Below are 17,465 nucleotides of genomic sequence, written 5' to 3' on the forward strand. Positions count from 1 at the left end.
GAGGCGGCCACACCTGGATTCACCGACCGGTCGTACGGGCTGCACACCATACTGGCCACTGCCATCGTCCTTGTCCCGGTAGGGGTTTCCACGGTCGGGTCCGGTACGGGCGGGCCCATGTGCAGGGGGCGCCGGGGCGCCGCGGGCGGGGCCGGGGTGGCGGGCGGGGGCATCCGGACGTCGCCGTAGTCGACGGACCCGGTGTCGCGGCCGCCGGTCTCGTGGGTGCCGCCCTGGACCACCGGCTGCTCCATCCACGCGCCCTGCGCGCCCGGCATCAGCAGGAGGTCGTCCTCCTCCGCCTCACCGCCGTCGGTGTGGTCCAGGAAGGTGTAGGCGGTCGGCGCGCCGGGGTCGGCAGGGGCAACGGCTTCCGCGGGGAACGGAGGGCCGGGAAGCTCGCCTGCGTTCTCCGGCTGTCCCTCGCCCGGGAACTGGCCGGTGTCGGTCATGCGTACCCCTCGCCCATCGGTAGTGCTCCTTCCAACCGCTCACGCCCATAGTCAAGAACGAGCGTCCGTGCCTCGCGGCACGTTGCATGTCGCCCGCCCCTACCTTGCCGTGCTCCCGCCAAAAGGAGGGAACGTTCGGGACATTGACGACTGTGGTGTCGGACACCGAGGGGCGGTACAACGATCCGCAACCCTACCCTCCAGCCGGTGGGCGGGGCTCACAGGTGGGTGTGGCGGCCACTCAGAAGGAAGGCCACGGCCCGCTCCCGCTCGGTCCAGACGGCCGTGTCGAGCTCCACCGCTTGGAGCAGCGCGCACTCCACGGCGTACCCGCCCTCGGCGAGCGCCCGGCCGATGGCCTCCGCCTCGTCGCGGGTCGCGGCGTGGGCGACGATCCGCTCGGGGCGGCGCGCGGCGCAGGCGGCGACGACGGGCGCTCCCCCGCCGCCGACCCGGACGACGTCGGGTTCGGGGAGGTCCTCCAGGACCTGGGGGGCGGTGCCGTGGACGATCTGGAGCTGGACGCCGTAGCGGCGGGCGGCCGCGGTGGTGCGGGCGCAGGCGTCGGCGTCGCGGTCGACGGCGATGACGGCGGCGCCGAACCGGGCGGCCTCGACGGCCGCGGCGCCGCTGGCGGAGCCGATGTCCCAGACGAGGTCGCCCACGCGGGGGCCCAGCCGGGCGAGTTGAGCGGCCCTCAGCTCGGCGGACTCGCCCTCGCCCAGGTCGGTGCCGTAGGCGTCGGCGGGCAGTGCCCAGCCGCGTACGGCCGGGGGGTAGCCGGGGTCGCGGCCGGCGATCCAGCCGCCCGCGGTGCGCTGCCGGACGGCTCCCCAGCCCTGGGCTGCGGGCTGGGCGGTGCCGGTGCCCGCGCCGCCGATGACGATGACGACGTTGGGGTCGCGCCAGGCGTGGTCGGCGACCTTGTCGGAGGTGAGGACGGTGACCTGTTCGCGGTCGGTGCCCAGTTCCTCGCAGATGACGAAGGTGCGGTGGACGGGCCCGAGCAGGAGGGCGAGTTCGGCGGGGCCCGCGCCGGGCGAGGTGAGGACGGCGACCTTGGTGTGGGCGCGGCAGACGTTGACGGCGCGGCGCAGGTCGCGGCTGTGGGCGACGACGACCTGGGCGTCGTCCCAGGGCATACCCACCCGCGCGAAGGCGGCGGCGACGGCGGGGACGGCGGGGACGACCTCGACCTCCAGGCCGTGCTGGGGGGCGCGGAGGGCGCGTACGACGCCGAAGAAGCCGGGGTCGCCGTCGGCGAGGACCACGGCGGAGCCGCGGTGTCCGGCGATGCGGCGGGCGGCGAGGTCGACGCTGCCGAGTCTGACGCGTTCGGCGGCGGGCGGGACTTCGGGCAGTGCGAGGTGGTGGCCCGCGCCGGCCACGAGGGTGGCGGCGGCCAGGGCCGAGCGGGCCGTGTCCGTCAGCGGTGAGCCGTCCCACCCGATCACCGTGACCCGGTCGGCCATCGTCGTCAGTCTCCTGGGGCTTGTCGCGGGTCGGGGCCCGCGACAGGCACGGGCAGGGTGAGGGTACCCCGGTCGGTCCCGGCCGGAGGGCGGCCGGACGGGTCGGGGAGGGGCGCCGGGGCGTGCCCGGTCCGGGGTGCGCGCCGGTGGACGCGGCGGGACGCCGGTTCAGCGCCAGTCGGGGAACGCGGCCGCGTAGCCGGAGCCTCCGGCGTACTGCTCGCGTGTCTCGTCGAGGTCCTCGGGGAGCAGGCTCCAGACGATGAGGTCGTTGCGGATCTCCGTCCAGCCGCCGTCCGCGGTGCGGCCGCGGCCTATCCAGGCGTTGCGCAGCACGCCCTCGCTGATGCAGCCGATCTTCTGGGCGACCTGCTGGGAGGCGGTGTTGTCGGCGGCGGTGCGGAGTTCGAGGCGTTCGAAGCCCTGGTCGCGGAAGAGCCACTCGGCGACGGCGAGCACGGATTCGCAGGCGTAGCCCTCGCCGCGGGCCCAGGGGGCGACGACATAGCCGGCCTCGGCGGAGAGGGTGCGCCAGTCGGTGTGGTGCAGATGGACGCAGCCGACGAGGCGGTGGGTGAGGAATTCGGTGACCGCAAAGACGATTCCGCGCCCCTGGGTGCGCTCGGCGGGCGCCTGCCGCAGCGCCCAGTCGCGGGCGTCGGCCGTGGTGTAGGGGTGGGGCGCGGAGGTCCAGGCGGTGACGAGCTCGTCGCTCATCATCTCGGCGAGGGCGGGGACGTCCTCGGCGCGGAACGGGCGCAGCACCAGCCGGTCCGTACTGATGGAGATGTCCGGGAAGGTGGATGTCATGTGCTGCTCCAACGCCGGGAGGTGGGCTCTGGACGGTCTCGGTCCGGGCTTCGAGTGCACCAGCATGCAGCATTGATGTACGACTGCGCCAAGCGCGACCCGGCACGGCCGCCGGCCCGCGCGCATCCGGGTGCGCGGGCGGCGGCCGTACGGGTGGGTGCGGTGCCGTGTCCGGGGCGGGGATCAGCCCTTGGCGGGGCCGAAGGCGGGGAGGACGGCGCCGCTGAACTTGTCCTCGATGAACTTCTTGACCTCGTCGGAGTTCAGGAGCTTGGCGAGCTTCGCGATGCGCGGGTCGGCCTCGTTGCCCTTCTTGACCGCGAGGAAGTTGGCGTAGGGGTTGCCGTCGGCCTTCTCCAGGGCGATCGAGTCCTTGGCCGGGTTGAGCTTGGCGCCGATGGCGAAGTTGCCGTTGATGACGGCGGCGTCGACGTCGGCGAGGCGGGACGGGATCTGGTCGGCGGCCAGCTCGGTGAACTTGACGCCCTTCTTGTCCTCGACGTCGGAGAGCTTGGCCTCGGCGCCCACGCCGTCCTTGAGCTTGATGACGCCGTTGTCGGCGAGCAGCTTGAGGGCGCGGCCCTCGTTGGTGGCGTCGTTGGGCACCGCGACGGTGGCGCCGCCGGACAGGTCGGAGACCTTCTTGTCCTTCTTGGAGTAGAGGCCGAGCGGTTCGAGCTCGACGTTGACGACGGGCACGATGTCCGTCTTGTTCTTCTTGTTGAAGTCGTCGAGGTAGGGCTTGTGCTGGAAGAAGTTGGCGTCGACCTCGCCGTTCTGGGTGGCGGTGTTGGGGAGCACGTAGTCGCTGAACTCCCGCACCTCCAGGTTGAGGCCCGCCTTCTTCGCGAGGTTGTCCTTGACGAACTTCAGGATGTCGCCGTGCGGGGTGGGGCTGGCGGCGACGACGAGCTTGGCCTCGGGGTCGGCGTCCTTGCCCTTCTTCTCCGAGCTGCTGGAGGAGGTGTCGGAGGGGGCGCTGCAGGCGCTCAGTCCGAGGGTGAGGGCGGCGGCCGCGGCGACGGCGGTGGTGATCTTGATGGTGGTGGTACGCACGAAGAGTGCCTCTTTCTTGATCTCACGAGGTGTTGCCCGGCAAAGGGTCCGGGCTCGTGGTTCCTGGGGGCCTGGGGCCCCGGGATCAGGAAGTCTCGGTGGCGTCCGCGGGTTCGGCGGACGTGGCGGCGACGGTGCGCCGGACGGTGGTCCCCGACTCCGCCGGGGCCTTCGCGGGCCCGGCCGCGGGGCGCAGCCGGCGCAGTCCGACGGCGGCGGCCTGGCGGGAGCCGCGGCCGGCGAGGCGCCGTACGACGAGGTCGCCGAGGAGCTGGACGGCGGTGACGATGACGATGAGCAGCACGATGGTGATGTTCATCAGGCCGGTCTCGTGGCGCTGGAAGCCGTAGGAGATGGCGAGGTTGCCGAGTCCGCCGCCGCCGACGGCGCCCGCCATGGCGGAGTAGCCGATGAGGGCGATCACGGTGGTGGTGAGGCCGGCCACGATCGAGGGCAGGGCCTGCGGGAGCAGGACCTTGAGGACGACCGTCCAGGTGCCGCCGCCCATCGACTGGACCGCTTCGACGAGGCCGTGGTCGACCTCGCGGACGGCGGTCTCCACCAGCCGGGCGAAGAAGGGGACGGCTCCGACGGCGAGGGCGACGACGGCGGCGCTGGGGCCGATGGAGGTGCCGACCACGAAGCGGCTGAAGGGGATCAGCCAGACGAGCAGGATGATGAAGGGCAGGGAGCGGCCGAGGTTGACGACCGCGCCGATGACCTTGTTCACCACGACGTTCTGGAGGAGCGCGCCCCGGTCGGTGAGGACGAGGAGGAGGCCCAGTGGCAGTCCGCCGATGACGGCGTAGACGGTGGACCACCAGACCATGAAGAGGGTGTCGAGACACGCGTCGCGCAGCAGGGGCTGCATTTCGGACCAGGTCACTTGGCACCTTCCTCGGGGCTCTTGTCGGCGGGCGCCGGGGTGTTGACGGGCGCGACGTCGACCTGGAGGCCCTGTTCGCGCAGGAAGCCGATGGGGACGACGTTCTCCTCGAAGCGGCCGGGGAGCTCGATGCGCATCCGGCCGACCTGCTTGCCGCAGACGGTGTCCATGGCGGCGCCCAGGATCGAGATGTCGACGTTGTAGGTGCGCGCGAGCTGGGAGATGACCGGCTGGGTCGCGCTCTCGCCGTGGAAGGTGAGGTCGACGACCGTGCGGTCGGGGCCGGAGGGCTCGCCGCCGACGGGGAAGAGCTCGGCGGCCAGCTCGGAGCCGGGGGTGGCGAGCAGTTCGGAGACGGTGCCGGACTCCACGACACGGCCGCCCTTCATCAGGGCCGCGGAGTCGCAGATGGTCTTGACGACCTCCATCTCGTGGGTGATGAGGAGGACGGTCAGCCCGAGCTGGCGGTTGAGGTCGCGCAGCAGCTGGAGGATGGAGCGGGTGGTCTCCGGGTCGAGCGCGGAGGTCGACTCGTCGGAGAGGAGCACCTTGGGGTCGCCGGCCAGGGCGCGGGCGATGCCGACGCGCTGCTTCTGGCCGCCGGAGAGCTGGGCGGGGTACGCCTTGGCCTTGTCGGCGAGGCCGACCAGGTCGAGGAGTTCGAGGGCCTTGCGGCTGCGTTCCTTGCCGGAGACGCCGAGGATCTCGAGCGGGAGCTCGATGTTGCTCTGGACGGTCCGCGAGGAGAGCAGGTTGAAGTGCTGGAAGACCATGCCGATGCGGCTGCGCGCCCTGCGGAGTTCGGCGTTGGCGCGGCTGCCCCGCCCGGCGAGGGCGGTGAGGTCCTGGCCGGCCACGGTGACCGTGCCGGAGCTGGGGCGCTCCAGGAGGTTGACGCAGCGGATGAGGGTCGATTTGCCGGCGCCGCTCTGGCCGACGACGCCGTACACCTCGCCTTCGCGCACATGGAGGTCGACGCCGTCGAGGGCGGTGACCTCGCGGCCGCGTGAGCGGTAGACCTTTGTCAGGCCCGTAGTGGTGATCACAGGGTTTCCGTCACTGTCGAGTGCGCGGCGCCGGTGGTGCCGGGCACGGGAATTCATTGCGGAACGCGGCATCGGTGATCCCCGGCGGGCGCGCGGCGCGCGGCTTCGGGGTCCTGGTGACGCGGGGCGGAGCTCCGTTTCCGGTCCTGGCGGACACGGGACGGGCTCTAGGGGTCTCGCTTCGGGGCGCGAGGCACAGAACGGGGGCCCTCAGCGGTCACACATTCGACACATGCAACGAGCACCGGGCGTCATCATCGCCTCGGTCGCAAAGGTGCGGCTGCTCGTCGTGGTCATGCGGGAAAGTAAAACAGACGCCTGTGCGGGACGGCCAAGCCTGTCCGAATAGCGGACAGGCTTGGCCGGTTCGTGGACGGTTCCGGCTCATTGGAGATGATCTTCGGGGGTGCGCGGTGGCCTGCGCGGACACGGCCTCGGAGCCGTGCCGGGCCCCTTCCGGGGGCCACGCCGGAGCACCGCCGTGTGGCCAAGACCACGGCCCCCCTTACGGGGCACGGCCCCCGGGCGGGGACACGCGCAGGGGCCCATTAGAGTCGTCCCATGCTTGTCCAGCCCCATCCGCACGCCCGCGCCGCACGGGGGCCCCGGTGATCGACGCGCTGACGCTCGCGGTCGGCCTGGCCGCCCTCGCGCTGGCCGCCTGGTGCGGCTTCGCCTTCTCGCGCGACCAGTCCACCAAGGACTGGCACTTCATCGGCATGGCCGTGGTGTCCGTCCTGGCCCTCGTCCAGCTCGCCATCGGTGTCGTACGGCTGGCGGGCGGCGACAGGCCCGCACAGGGGATGGCGATCTTCCTCGCCTATCTGATCGGCTCGGCGGCCGCCGTGCCCGCCGCCGGCTTCATGTCGTTGGTGGAGCGGACGCGCTGGGGCTCGGCGACGGTGGCCGCGGGCGGCGTGATCCTGGCCGTGCTCGAAGTACGGCTCTACGACATCTGGGGAGGCTGACCGTGACCGAATCCTCCGAGCCGCCCGCCAAGGCCGCCTTCGATCTCGGTGAGGGGCCCGGCCGGCTGCTGGTCTGGCTCTACGGCGTCTTCACCGTCGCCGCGGCCTCCCGCTCGATCGTCCAGATGATCCTGGACTTCGGCCGGGCACCGCTCGCCTACGTACTGTCGGCGGTCGCGGCGGTGGTGTACGCCTTCATCACGTACTCCCTGGTGCGGGGCGGGCCCGCGGCCCGCAGGGCGGCACAGGTGTGCTGCGCCCTGGAACTGGCCGGGGTCCTCGTCGTCGGCACGTGGACGCTCGCGGCGCCGTCCGCCTTCCCCGACGCGACGGTGTGGTCCGACTACGGCATGGGCTACCTCTTCATCCCGGTCATCCTCCCGGTGACCGCGATGTTCTGGCTCCGCAGGGCCCCGGCGCGGGGCCGCGGCTGACGCACCACGGCGTACGGCCGTCGGACGGGCCCGGGAGGCGCCCGTCCGACGGCCGTACGCACCGGGGTCAGGCGCCGGCCAGCACCCGTGCCGCCTTGACCAGTTCGCCGTCCACCCTGGCGTATCCCCACTTGCGGTACAGCCGGAGACCGCTCTCGCCGCGCCGCCCCGTCACCAGCCGGAACCGCCGCGCGGCGAACTCGTCCGCCAAGCGCTCCTCGAGCGCGGCCAGCAGCCGGCCGCCCAGCCCGTGCCGCTGCATCCGGGGGTGCACGATCAGCCCGGCGATCGACGCCGTGCCGTCCGCGCCGACCGCTCCCCGCGCCGAGCCGACGACCTCGTCGCCGAGCCGGGCCACCAGCACACAGCCCCCGGCCAGCTCCGTACGGAGTCCGTCGAGGCTCTGGGTGAGGGGTTCGATGGTGTAGTCGCCGTGCAGCTCCGCCTCGCCCTGGAAACAGAGGTACTGGAGCTTGAGGATCTGCTCGGCATCGTGTTCGGTCGCCGCAGAGATGGTCACGCTCATGCCCATGTGCGCACGCCTCCCCTTTTCCTGGGTTCGGTCCGCTCTGACCTGACAGGAGCCGTCGTGAGGTACGCCGCCTCCATGGCGCCGGCTGTCTAACGCTCCTTTCCCCCGCGTTCAGAAGCCGCAACCTCCGCCATGAGCATTCTGCGCAGACAACCAAGGCAACGGGAACGCACCGGTCCCAAAGATCCTTGTGAGATACCCAACTCACCTGCGATTTCCCGGTAGGTGGGGTCGCTCCGGGAGAGCAGCGCGGCGAGCAGACCGGGGCACCGGCCCGGCAGCCTGCGCACCGCGGCGCGCAGCGCCCGGCTCTCCTCGGCCGCGAGTACGGCCTGCTCCACGCAGGACTCCCCCGGCGGTTCGCCCGCGGTCGGGTCGTAGGGCACCTCACGGCGGGTACGGCGGCGGGCGACGCGGGCCTCCGCCCGGACGGCGGCGCGCAGCCGCAGTGCCGAGACGGACCACCGGCCGCGGTCGGTGCGCCGGTCGCTCAGCAGCCGTACCCAGACGGACTGTTCGAGATCCGCGGCCTCGATGCCCGCGGCAGGCGCCTCCGCCGCGCACTCCGCCGCCAGCAGCGGCCGCAGTGCGGTCAGAAGATGGTTCGGTGTCATGACGGGCGGGACGTGGCCGCCCCGCCCGCCGGTTGCCGGCAGGGCGCGCGCCCACCCGTCCGGGTGAGATCGCGCGCCGTGCTTACGGTTGACGCCGGTGACGCTGGTGACGCCGGGGCGCTACTTCTTCGCAAAGTCCGCCCGTGCGAAGGCCGCCGTGTCGCAGTTGTCGGAGAAGATCCCGTCGATGCCGGTGGCGAAGTACGTCTTGAACGCGCCGAAGGCGTCGCCGTAGGCGTTGGGATCGGTGCCGCGCCGGAAGTCGGCGGGCAGGAAGCTGTTCTCGTTGCGCATCGTGTAGGGGTGCAGGATCAGCCCCTGCGCGTGCGCGTCCCGGACCAGGGTGGTCGGCTTGGTGAGCCTGCCGTCCTTGTCACGGGGGATGATCAGGTTCAGCCACGGTCCGATGCCCTGGGCGAAGCCGGAGACCCACTTCAGCCCCTTGGGGGTGATGAGGTCGGCGACCGTGCGCGGGTCCTTGGCCTCGGCGAAGTCCCAGGGCTTGGTGGGCAGGTCGTCCAGCAGCAGGATCTTCGGGCCGTCGACACCCAGCCTGCCCAGCCGCTGGAGGCTGCTGGGCTCGAAGGACTGGAGGAAGGTGTGCCCGTTGCGGCCCGAGCGGCCGTAGCGGCGCAGCAGCTTGGCGAGGGGCTCCTCCAGGCCGAGCCCGGCCTTGCGGAAGTACGTGGGGTGCTTGGTCTCGACGTGCAGCCATATCCTGCGGCCGCGCTTGCGGCCCTGCTCGTCGGCCCACTTGAGGACCTCTTCGAAGGTGGGGACGTCCCAGCGGCCGTCGTAGAGGGTGTTGCGCTGCCGGTTGCCCGGGATGCGCTCGATCGCGCGCAGCGTCTTCAGCTCCGCGAGCGTGAAGTCCTCGGTGAACCAGCCGGTGTGCGCCTCGCCGTCGACGGTCTTCGTCGTCTTGCGGGAGGCGAACTCCTTGCGGGAGGCGACGTCGGTGGTGGCCGTGATGTCGTTCTCGTGGCGGCAGACGAGGTGGCCGTCCTTGGTGGGGACGAGGTCCTGCTCGATCACGTCCGCGCCGTTGGCCAGGGCGTACTCGTAGGAGCCGAAGGTGTGCTCCGGACGGTAGCCACAGGCACCGCGGTGGCCGATGACGGTCGGGACCGGCAGGTCCTTGTACGAGCCGGAGTCCCCGCGCCCGTGGCCGTACGCCTCGGCGTTCCCGCCGGACGGCCCGGCCGGTCCGCGCTGCGCGGCCGTCGCCGTGCCCGCGCCCCCGCCGAGGGCGACCGCCCCGGCCCCGAGGGCCGCCGCGGCCCCCAGAAGGGTGCGCCTGCCCGGCCGCTGCTCCTGCTCCATGAACGCTCCTCGCGTTGTGTTGCTCTCGGTGCCGGTTCCGGCACCCGTCAGACGCGCAGATCGTAAGCGCGTGCGACTTTCCGATGGGAGGACGAAGGTCAAACTGGGTGCAAACTCATGTCAACACTGCGTATCGGCTCCCTGAACCCGGTGCGCGGGCCCGGGATACCGGCGAGTATGGTCAGCCCCTGCGCAGGCATGCGCCACCTCGACCACCACGACCCGGAGGGCCCGTTGTCCCGCATCTTGCTCAAGGCGTTCCTCGGATTGCTCATGCGCGTCCTGTACCGCCCCAAGGTCGAGGGTGCGGAGCACATCGCCGGGAGCGGTCCGGTGATCCTGGCCGGGAGCCACGTCACCTTCGTCGACTCGCTGTTCCTCGCGCTGGTCGTCAAGCGGCAGGTGTTCTTCATCGGCAAGGACGAGTACGTCACGGGCAAGGGGGTCAAGGGCCGGCTGATGGCCTGGTTCTTCGGCAGCTCCGGCATGATCCCGGTGGACCGCGACGGCGGCCACGGCGGTGTCGCGGCGCTGATGACGGGCAAGCGGGTGCTGGACGAGGGCAAGGTCTTCGGGATCTACCCCGAGGGCACCCGCTCCCCCGACGGCCGTCTCTACCGCGGCCGTACGGGCATCGCGCGGCTCACGCTGATGACCGGTGCGCCGGTGGTCCCGTTCGCGATGATCGGGATGGACAAGGTGCAGCCGGGCGGCAAGGGCAAGCTCCGCATCGCGCCGGTGACGGTCCGCTTCGGCGAACCGCTGGACTTCTCCCGCTACGAGGGCATGGACCGCGACCGCTATGTGCTGCGGGCCGTCACCGACGAGGTGATGACCGAGGTGATGGAGCTGTCGGGCCAGGAGTACGTGGACATGTACGCCACCAAGGCCCGCGAGAACAAGGCGGCCTGACGGCCGGGTGCCGGAGCCGTCAGAGCCCGATGCACTGCGGCTGGAAGCCCGGGTCGGCCGGGCCCTTGCGGCCCAGCGCGTTGAGCACCCACTGGGCGACGACCGGGTCCTTGGTCGCCTGGTCGTGCATGAAGGGGTCGAGCGGGCACTTGTCCTGGAGCACGATGTTGGTGAGGTGCTCCTTGGGCCCGGTCAGCAGGGCGCTGGTGTAGGGGATGACGACCTCGTCGTGCCGGGTGGTGATCACGGTGTAGTCCGGGCCGGCCGGGGTCTCGTCGCCCTCGTTGAGCTTCTTCATCAGGTCGGAGCCGACCTGCTGGTCCACGCAGGACGGGCAGAAGGTCCAGCCCGCGGGGATGGCGAGGGGGTTCTTGGTGCCGTGGTTGGAAGGCACGATGCCGATGAGGTCGTCGACCTTGTCCGCGCCGCCCAGGAACTTCACGTAGTAGCGCGGCATCATGCCGCCCTGGCTGTGGCCGACGATGTCGACCTTGGCGGCACCGGTCGCGCCCCGCACGGCCTCGACGAAGTCGCGCAGCTCGGCGGCCGCCTGGGGGATCGGGGCGGTCTCCATGTGCCCGTAGTTGAAGGCGAAGACGCAGTAGCCCGCCTCCTTCAGCTTCGGGGAGAGCGCCGCCCAGTTCTCCGCCATCAGCTTGAAGGTGCCGTTGACCAGCACCACGGGCTGGGGGTGGGCCGAATCCGGCTTGCACGACCAGTCGTTGGCGCCGCGCGGCGGGATGTCGAGCACGGAGGCGGAGGCCGGGGACGCGAGGCCCGCGAGACCGAGGGTCGCGGTGGCCGCGGCGGCGAGGAGGAGCCTGACAGTTCTGTGCAGACGCATGGGGGGGTCCTTTGGGCAACGGGACTCTCGTCCGAACCACGTTCGACAATGTCGACCAGTGGTCGAGATGGTTGCGCGCGCATAAGGATCCCGTCAAGGGCAATTGTTTCCGGGATATGTCACACGGGCCGGGGCTTGCCGCCCCGGCCCGTGTGCGATTTGCTGCTCACTTGAGCCGCGCCGTGCTCAGTGACCGCCGGAGCCCTCCTCCAGGCGCTGGCCGCGGAGCAGGAACCAGGCCGCGACCGCGGTGACGAGGAGCACGGCCGCGCCGATGCCGGAGGCGAACCGCAGCCCTTCGACGAAGGCCTCCTGCGCCGAGGAGAGCAGGGCGTCGCCGGTCGCGCGCGGCAGCGCGGCGGCGGCCTCGACCGCCCCGCCCAGGGAGTCGTGGGCGTCGGCGGCGGCGCTCTCCGGCACCCCGGCGGGGGTGTCGAAGCCGCGGTAGAAGCCGGTGACGATCGAGCCGAGCAGCGCGATGCCGAGCGCCGCGCCGAGCTCGTACGCCGTCTCCGAGACCGCCGAGGCGGAGCCCGCCTGCTCCTTGGGCACGCTGGAGAGGATCACGTCGGCGGTAACGGTGAAGGAGAAACCCGCACCGACGCCGACCACCAGCAGCACCGCGCCCATGACCGGGTAGGCGGTCCCGGCGTGCAGCAGCGTGAGCACGGCGAGGGCGACGCCGATCGCCGCGAGTCCGCCGGCCACCACCGACCGCACGGACCAGCGCCGGGCGGCCCGGCCCGCGAGCAGGCCCGCGGCCACGGCGCCGACGGCGGCGGGCAGTTCGGCCAGGCCCGCCTCCAGCGGACTGCGGCCCTGGACGAGCTGGAGGAACTGCGACAGGAAGAACACCAGCCCGGACAGGCCCAGGATGGTCAGCAGGTCGGCGAGGACCGCGCCGGAGAAGCCGCGGTGGTGGAAGAGGCGCATGTCCAGCAGCGGCTTGGGCAGCCTGAGCTGACGGCGCACGAACCACACCATGGCCAGCACGCCCGCGAGGCCCGCCGCCAGGAAGCCCCAGCCGAAGCCGTAGGCCGCCGTCTCCTTGACCGCGTAGACGACCGCCACGATGCCGACCATCGACAGGCCCACGCTCAGCAGGTCCCAGGGGCCGGGCGAGGGGTCGCGCGACTCGGGGAGCAGCTTGATGCCGACGAGCACGAGCACGGCCATGACCGGCAGGTTGATCAGGAAGACCGAGCCCCACCAGAAGTTCTCCAGCAGGAAGCCGCCGACGACCGGGCCCACGGCCGCGCCCGCGGAGGCCATGGCGCCCCAGATGCCGATGGCGAGGCTGCGCTCCCGGGGGTCGTGGAAGAGGTTGCGGATGAGGGCCAGGGTGGACGGCATCAGCGTCGCACCGGCCACGCCCAGCAGGGCGCGGGCGACGATCATCATCTCGGGGCTGGACGCGTAGGCGTTGAGCACGGACACCGCACCGAACGCCACGGCACCCGTGAGCAGCAGCTTCTTGCGTCCGATGCGGTCGCCGAGGCTGCCCATGGACACCAGGAGACCGGCGATGACGAAGGAGTAGACGTCGCCGATCCAGAGCAGCTGGGTGCCGGAGGGACGGAGGTCCTCGCTCAGGAAGGGGGTGGCGAGACCGAGGACGGTGGCGTCGACGGCGACCAGGAGGACGGCCAGCACCAGGACGGCCAGCGCGAGCCAGCGTCCCGGGCGCGGCGCTTCCGGCGTTTCCGGCGCGGCCGTCCGCGGACTCTCGGTATGGCCGGTCACGGTTTCGCCCTCCGTTCGGCGCCGCCGAGCAGCAGCTCGGCGACCATGCGGGTGCGGTCCTTGGCCGCGACCCTGCCCTCCTGGACCGCCCAGGCACCGGAGCCGACCAGGCCGTAGAACGCCTCGGTCAGCCACGCGGGCGAGAGGTCGAGGCGGAAGGTGCCCTCCTCCTGGCCGCGGGTGAAGAGGGCGTTGACCCGGGCGTCGAGGCGGTTCCAGCCCTCGTTGACGCCGGCCTCGTAGAGCTGGTTCTCGGTGAAGAGGAAGGCCAGCAGCCCGCCGACCGGCTCGGTCTCGGCGATCAGGCGGCGGACGGCGTCGGGCGCGTCGCCCTCCTCCGTCCTGGCCTTGTCCAGGGCGTGCCCGAACTGCCGGATGCCGAGCTCCTCCAGGGCGCGGACGAGTGCGTCGCGCCCGGAGAAGTGGCGGTGGAGGGTGGCCCGGCTGATCCCCGCGGCTCTGGCGATCTCGTCCATGGAGGCGGTCGCCTTGCGGGTGAGCAGTCCGGCGGCCTCCTTGAGTACATGGTCACGGTCGACACTCATGAGACGACCATAACCCGAATGAGACGTTGATGTCTCATTCGGATGGCCTATGTCTCATATTCGATCTGAGCGGTGGACTCCCGGATCAGCCGCGCCCGGCGTCCGCCCACTCCCGCTGGATCGCGAGATCCGCCTTGACCTCACCGAGCTGCACGGCGACGGCCGAAGGGGCGGTGCCGCCCCGGCCGCTGCGCGAGGCGAGCGCGCCGGGCACGTCGAGGACCGTGCGGACCTCGGGGGTGAGGTGGGGCGAGATCGCGGCGAACTGCTCGTCCGTGAGCTGGTCGAGCTCGATGCCGCGGGCCTCGCACTCCTTGACGCACTCCCCCGCCACCTCGTGCGCGACACGGAACGGCACGCCCTGCTTGACCAGCCACTCCGCGACGTCGGTGGCGAGCGAGAAGCCGGCCGGGGCCAGTTCCTCCATGCGCGCGCGGTTGACGGTGAGGGTCGCCATCATCCCGGTGAAGGCCGGGAGCAGGATCTCCAGCTGGTCGCAGGAGTCGAAGACGGGCTCCTTGTCCTCCTGGAGGTCCCGGTTGTAGGCGAGCGGCAGCGCCTTGAGCGTGGCCAGCAGGCCGGTGAGGTTGCCGATGAGCCGCCCGGACTTGCCGCGCGCCAGTTCGGCGATGTCGGGGTTCTTCTTCTGCGGCATGATCGAGGAGCCGGTGGAGAAGGCGTCGTGGAGGGTCACGAAGGAGAACTCCTTCGTGTTCCAGATGATGACCTCCTCGGCGATCCGCGACAGGTCGACGCCGATCATCGCCGTGATGAAGGCGAACTCCGCGACGAAGTCCCGGGAGGCCGTCCCGTCGATGGAGTTGCCCACGGACCCGCGCTCGAAGCCCAGGTCGGCGGCGACCGCCTCCGGGTCGAGCCCGAGCGAGGAGCCGGCGAGCGCCCCCGAGCCGTACGGGGAGACGGCGGTGCGCTCGTCCCACTGCCGCAGCCGCTCCGCGTCCCGCCCGAGCGCCTGGACGTGGGCGAGCACGTGGTGGGCGAAGAGGACGGGCTGGGCGTGCTGGAGGTGCGTACGGCCGGGCATCGCGACGTCCGCGTGCGCCTCGGCGAGGCCGACCAGGGCCTCCTGGAGACCGGCGAGCAGCCCGCCGATGATCCGCGCGTGGTCGCGCAGGTACATCCGGAAGAGGGTGGCCACCTGGTCGTTGCGGGAGCGCCCGGCGCGCAGCTTCCCGCCGAGGCCGGCGCCGAGCCGCTCCAGCAGGCCGCGCTCCAGGGCGGTGTGCACGTCCTCGTCGGCGATGGTGCCGGTGAAGGTGCCCGTCGCCACGTCGGCCTCCAGCAGCCCCAGGCCGTCGATCATGCGCTGGAGCTCGTCGTCGTCGAGCAGCCCGGCCTTGTGCAGCACGCGGGCGTGGGCGCGGGAACCCGCGATGTCGTACGGGGCGAGGCGCCAGTCGAAGTGGACGGAGGCGGAGAGCTTGGCGAGCGCCTCGGCGGGCCCGTCCGCGAAGCGGCCGCCCCAGAGCCGTACGTCACCGCTGTTGCCGTTGCTCACGTGCTGCTCCTCAAAGCTGGTGGTGTGCGGCCGCCTCCCCGCCGAGGGGCGGGGAGGCGGCTCCGTGCCGGGTTCAACCGCTGGGCTCAGACCAGGTCACGCTTGGCGGCGATCTTCGACGACAGGCCGAAGATCTCGATGAAGCCCTTGGAGAGCGACTGGTCGAAGGTGTCGCCGGTGTCGTAGGTGGCGAGGTTGAAGTCGTAGAGCGACTGCTCGGACTTCCGGCCGGTGACGACGGCGCGGCCGCCGTGCAGCGTCATCCGGATGTCGCCGGTGACGTGCTGGTTGGCCTCGGCGATGAAGCCGTCGAGGGCCCGCTTGAGCGGCGAGAACCACAGGCCGTCGTAGACCAGCTCGCTCCAGCGCTGCTCGACCTGCCGCTTGTAGCGGGCGAGCTCGCGCTCGACGGTGACGCTCTCCAGCTCCTGGTGGGCGGTGATCAGCGCGATGGCACCGGGCGCCTCGTAGATCTCCCGGGACTTGATGCCGACGAGGCGGTCCTCGACCATGTCGATCCGGCCGACGCCCTGGGCGCCGGCCCGGTCGTTGAGCTGCTGGATGGCCTGGAGCACGGTGACGGGCTTGCCGTCGATGGCCACGGGGACGCCCTGCTCGAAGGTGATGACCACCTCGTCGGCCTCCCGGGGGGTGGCCGGGTTCGCCGTGTAGTCGTAGACGTCCTCGATGGGGGCGTTCCAGATGTCCTCCAGGAAGCCGGTCTCCACGGCCCGCCCGAAGACGTTCTGGTCGATGGAGTACGGCGACTTCTTGGTGGTCGCGATCGGGAGCTGCTTGGCCTCGCAGAAGGCGATGGCCTTGTCCCGGGTCATCGCGTAGTCCCGGACGGGGGCGATGCAGGTGAGCTCGGGGGCGAGCGAGGAGATGCCGGCCTCGAACCGCACCTGGTCGTTGCCCTTGCCGGTGCAACCGTGGGCGACGGTGCTCGCGCCGTGCTTCTTCGCGGCGGCGACCAGGTGCTTCACGATCGTCGGCCGGGAGAGGGCGGAGACCAGGGGGTAGCGGTCCATGTAGAGGGCGTTGGCCTTGATCGCCGGGAGGCAGTACTCCTCGGCGAACTCGTCCTTGGCGTCGGCGACCTCCGCCTCCACCGCACCGCAGGCGAGCGCGCGCTTGCGGATGACGTCCAGGTCCTCGCCGCCCTGGCCGACGTCCACGGCGACGGCGATGACCTCGGCGCCCGTCTCCTCGGCGATCCAGCCGATGGCGACGGAGGTGTCCAGGCCGCCGGAGTAGGCGAGTACGACGCGCTCGGTCACGGGTTTCTCCTTACGGTGCAGTGCGCTTTCCATGCGCTGATGGGTATAACTATGCAGTGCTCCGTATGTTTCGTCAATAGCTCGTGGGGGTGAATCGAGCGGGTGTTCCTTCCGGCGGGGCGTTCTACGATGCGAGCATCGAGAAGTCCGAGTAGGGGAGGTCGTCTTGACCATGGCCGTGCAGATCGATTCCTTGCAGAGCGCCATCGACCGCATCGCGTCAGTGGTGAAGGGCTTCAAGATCGAAGCAGTGGGGGACCGGATCATCATGACGCCGCAGAGCAGCGTCCAGAGCCTGACCATCTTCGATGTCCGTGATGCCGCTTTGGCGGCCGGCGTCGACCGGGAACGCGTACTGTCCGACGTGGAGTTCGCGTTCCCGGGAGAACCCAAACGCTGCCCGGACGTATCGATCATCGAAGGCGGCGCAACGGAACCGCTCTCCCACGAGGACCTCCTGGCCGCCGTCGAGGTCGTCTCCTCGAAGAACGACAAGAACGACTACGCGATCAAGGTCCAGCAGTACGCCCACTTCGGCGTGCCCGCCTACCTGATCATCGACCCGTTCCGCGGCGAGTGCGACCTGCTCACCGAGCCCCAGGACGACACCTACGCCTCTCGGCGGACGTACAAGTACGGCGACACCGTCCCGCTCCGCCTCGCCGACGGCACCGCCGTCGACATCCCCACGCACACCTTCAAGCGCCGGAGCTGACCCTTCCACCGACCCCCGATTTGGATCACAGCGCCGAACAGGATATTTTCTTCTTGCACGCCCCGCCGGGAAGAAAAGCCCGGAGGGAAGCGGCACCGGGACGTGGCGCAGCTTGGTAGCGCACTTGACTGGGGGTCAAGGGGTCGTGGGTTCAAATCCCGCCGTCCCGACGGTGCAGTGAGGCCTGTCGGCCTGGAATGTTCTTCCAGGCCGACAGGCCTTTTTGCGCCCGGGGACCGGGATGCCGTCGCGCTCCACACCGACCGGACCGTGACATGGGCCATCTGAACGATGACGGCAGTGCCATCTGCTGG

The 17,465-nt window shown here is 71.2% G+C and carries 18 protein-coding genes and 1 tRNA gene; 5 read left to right on the plus strand and 14 right to left on the minus strand.

Features of this window, described 5'->3' with window-relative positions:
* The 6 genes from ACWD4A_RS29010 to ACWD4A_RS29035 all read right to left on the minus strand — a co-directional run.
* The coding region (locus ACWD4A_RS29010; protein WP_451198458.1) for a hypothetical protein at nucleotides 1-452 on the minus strand (452 nt) is incomplete at its 3' end.
* A 218-nt stretch (nucleotides 453-670) separates the two neighbouring features.
* A complete protein-coding gene (cbiE, locus tag ACWD4A_RS29015; protein WP_451198459.1) occupies nucleotides 671-1,924 on the minus strand; it encodes a precorrin-6y C5,15-methyltransferase (decarboxylating) subunit CbiE in 1,254 nt (417 codons plus the stop codon).
* Nucleotides 1,925-2,092: 168 nt separating this feature from the next.
* Nucleotides 2,093-2,734 (minus strand): GNAT family N-acetyltransferase, encoded by a 642-nt coding sequence (locus tag ACWD4A_RS29020; protein WP_451198460.1) that lies wholly within the window; start codon nucleotides 2,732-2,734, stop codon nucleotides 2,093-2,095.
* A gap of 183 nt (nucleotides 2,735-2,917) precedes the next feature.
* The gene (locus ACWD4A_RS29025) at nucleotides 2,918-3,790 is read right to left on the minus strand and encodes a MetQ/NlpA family ABC transporter substrate-binding protein (RefSeq protein WP_451198461.1); all 873 of its coding nucleotides are present in this window, start codon (nucleotides 3,788-3,790) and stop codon (nucleotides 2,918-2,920) included.
* A gap of 85 nt (nucleotides 3,791-3,875) precedes the next feature.
* The gene (locus tag ACWD4A_RS29030; RefSeq protein ID WP_451198462.1) at nucleotides 3,876-4,676 is read right to left on the minus strand and encodes a methionine ABC transporter permease; all 801 of its coding nucleotides are present in this window, start codon (nucleotides 4,674-4,676) and stop codon (nucleotides 3,876-3,878) included.
* Nucleotides 4,673-5,722 (minus strand): methionine ABC transporter ATP-binding protein, encoded by a 1,050-nt coding sequence (locus tag ACWD4A_RS29035; protein WP_451198464.1) that lies wholly within the window; start codon nucleotides 5,720-5,722, stop codon nucleotides 4,673-4,675. The genes ACWD4A_RS29030 and ACWD4A_RS29035 overlap by 4 nt, the downstream gene beginning before the upstream one ends.
* 608 nt (nucleotides 5,723-6,330) lie before the next feature.
* Here ACWD4A_RS29035 and ACWD4A_RS29040 point away from each other — a divergent pair.
* Both ACWD4A_RS29040 and ACWD4A_RS29045 read left to right on the plus strand, forming a co-directional pair.
* Complete coding sequence (locus tag ACWD4A_RS29040) at nucleotides 6,331-6,690, plus strand: hypothetical protein (RefSeq protein WP_451198465.1); 360 nt, start codon at nucleotides 6,331-6,333, stop codon at nucleotides 6,688-6,690.
* Nucleotides 6,691-6,692: 2 nt separating this feature from the next.
* On the plus strand, nucleotides 6,693-7,124 hold the full coding sequence (locus ACWD4A_RS29045; RefSeq protein WP_451198466.1) for a hypothetical protein: 432 nt from the start codon (nucleotides 6,693-6,695) through the stop codon (nucleotides 7,122-7,124).
* 67 nt (nucleotides 7,125-7,191) lie between these two features.
* On the opposite strand, the gene ACWD4A_RS29050 is transcribed toward ACWD4A_RS29045, so the two are convergent.
* The 3 genes from ACWD4A_RS29050 to ACWD4A_RS29060 all read right to left on the minus strand — a co-directional run bounded on the left by ACWD4A_RS29050 (nucleotide 7,192) and on the right by ACWD4A_RS29060 (nucleotide 9,593).
* Nucleotides 7,192-7,656 (minus strand): GNAT family N-acetyltransferase, encoded by a 465-nt coding sequence (locus ACWD4A_RS29050; protein WP_451198467.1) that lies wholly within the window; start codon nucleotides 7,654-7,656, stop codon nucleotides 7,192-7,194.
* Nucleotides 7,657-7,745: 89 nt separating this feature from the next.
* Complete coding sequence (locus ACWD4A_RS29055) at nucleotides 7,746-8,270, minus strand: sigma-70 family RNA polymerase sigma factor (RefSeq protein WP_451198469.1); 525 nt, start codon at nucleotides 8,268-8,270, stop codon at nucleotides 7,746-7,748.
* A gap of 120 nt (nucleotides 8,271-8,390) precedes the next feature.
* Nucleotides 8,391-9,593 carry a glycerophosphodiester phosphodiesterase gene (locus tag ACWD4A_RS29060; RefSeq protein WP_451198470.1) on the minus strand — a complete coding sequence of 401 codons (1,203 nt, stop codon included), beginning with the start codon at nucleotides 9,591-9,593 and terminating at the stop codon, nucleotides 8,391-8,393.
* Nucleotides 9,594-9,791: 198 nt separating this feature from the next.
* Here ACWD4A_RS29060 and ACWD4A_RS29065 point away from each other — a divergent pair, with 198 nt between their 5' ends.
* Nucleotides 9,792-10,505 (plus strand): lysophospholipid acyltransferase family protein, encoded by a 714-nt coding sequence (locus tag ACWD4A_RS29065; protein WP_451198493.1) that lies wholly within the window; start codon nucleotides 9,792-9,794, stop codon nucleotides 10,503-10,505.
* A gap of 19 nt (nucleotides 10,506-10,524) precedes the next feature.
* Here ACWD4A_RS29065 and ACWD4A_RS29070 read toward each other — a convergent pair whose 3' ends face one another.
* The 5 genes from ACWD4A_RS29070 to ACWD4A_RS29090 form a co-directional block, all read right to left on the minus strand.
* Entirely contained in the window at nucleotides 10,525-11,349 is an 825-nt protein-coding gene (locus ACWD4A_RS29070) for an alpha/beta fold hydrolase (RefSeq protein WP_451198471.1), read from the minus strand.
* Nucleotides 11,350-11,535: 186 nt separating this feature from the next.
* Nucleotides 11,536-13,092 (minus strand): MFS transporter, encoded by a 1,557-nt coding sequence (locus ACWD4A_RS29075; RefSeq protein ID WP_451198472.1) that lies wholly within the window; start codon nucleotides 13,090-13,092, stop codon nucleotides 11,536-11,538.
* Complete coding sequence (locus tag ACWD4A_RS29080; RefSeq protein ID WP_451198473.1) at nucleotides 13,089-13,637, minus strand: TetR/AcrR family transcriptional regulator; 549 nt, start codon at nucleotides 13,635-13,637, stop codon at nucleotides 13,089-13,091. The genes ACWD4A_RS29075 and ACWD4A_RS29080 overlap by 4 nt, the downstream gene beginning before the upstream one ends.
* An 85-nt stretch (nucleotides 13,638-13,722) precedes the next feature.
* Nucleotides 13,723-15,156 (minus strand): argininosuccinate lyase, encoded by a 1,434-nt coding sequence (argH, locus tag ACWD4A_RS29085; RefSeq protein WP_451198474.1) that lies wholly within the window; start codon nucleotides 15,154-15,156, stop codon nucleotides 13,723-13,725.
* Between the two features lie 86 nt (nucleotides 15,157-15,242).
* Entirely contained in the window at nucleotides 15,243-16,436 is a 1,194-nt protein-coding gene (locus ACWD4A_RS29090) for an argininosuccinate synthase (protein WP_451198475.1), read from the minus strand.
* A gap of 172 nt (nucleotides 16,437-16,608) precedes the next feature.
* Here ACWD4A_RS29090 and ACWD4A_RS29095 point away from each other — a divergent pair, with 172 nt between their 5' ends.
* Together ACWD4A_RS29095 and ACWD4A_RS29100 are read left to right on the plus strand one after the other, a co-directional pair.
* On the plus strand, nucleotides 16,609-17,151 hold the full coding sequence (locus tag ACWD4A_RS29095) for a Uma2 family endonuclease (RefSeq protein ID WP_451198494.1): 543 nt from the start codon (nucleotides 16,609-16,611) through the stop codon (nucleotides 17,149-17,151).
* Between the two features lie 96 nt (nucleotides 17,152-17,247).
* Nucleotides 17,248-17,321, plus strand: a tRNA-Pro gene (locus ACWD4A_RS29100).
* Nucleotides 17,322-17,465: the final 144 nt, after the last annotated feature.

The sequence above is a fragment of the Streptomyces sp. NPDC002537 genome, from assembly GCF_053594975.1.

Excerpts from the sequence above, each read along its gene's own strand:
- ACWD4A_RS29050 (WP_451198467.1), bottom strand. The coding sequence starts at position 7,656 with ATGGGCATGAGCGTGACCATCTCTGCGGCGACCGAACACGATGCCGAG.
- ACWD4A_RS29065 (WP_451198493.1), top strand. The coding sequence starts at position 9,792 with ATGCGCCACCTCGACCACCACGACCCGGAGGGCCCGTTGTCCCGCATC.
- ACWD4A_RS29070 (WP_451198471.1), bottom strand. The coding sequence starts at position 11,349 with ATGCGTCTGCACAGAACTGTCAGGCTCCTCCTCGCCGCCGCGGCCACC.
- ACWD4A_RS29020 (WP_451198460.1), bottom strand. The coding sequence starts at position 2,734 with ATGACATCCACCTTCCCGGACATCTCCATCAGTACGGACCGGCTGGTG.
- ACWD4A_RS29055 (WP_451198469.1), bottom strand. The coding sequence starts at position 8,270 with ATGACACCGAACCATCTTCTGACCGCACTGCGGCCGCTGCTGGCGGCG.
- ACWD4A_RS29060 (WP_451198470.1), bottom strand. The coding sequence starts at position 9,593 with ATGGAGCAGGAGCAGCGGCCGGGCAGGCGCACCCTTCTGGGGGCCGCG.
- cbiE (WP_451198459.1), bottom strand. The coding sequence starts at position 1,924 with ATGGCCGACCGGGTCACGGTGATCGGGTGGGACGGCTCACCGCTGACG.
- ACWD4A_RS29095 (WP_451198494.1), top strand. The coding sequence starts at position 16,609 with ATGGCCGTGCAGATCGATTCCTTGCAGAGCGCCATCGACCGCATCGCG.
- ACWD4A_RS29080 (WP_451198473.1), bottom strand. The coding sequence starts at position 13,637 with ATGAGTGTCGACCGTGACCATGTACTCAAGGAGGCCGCCGGACTGCTC.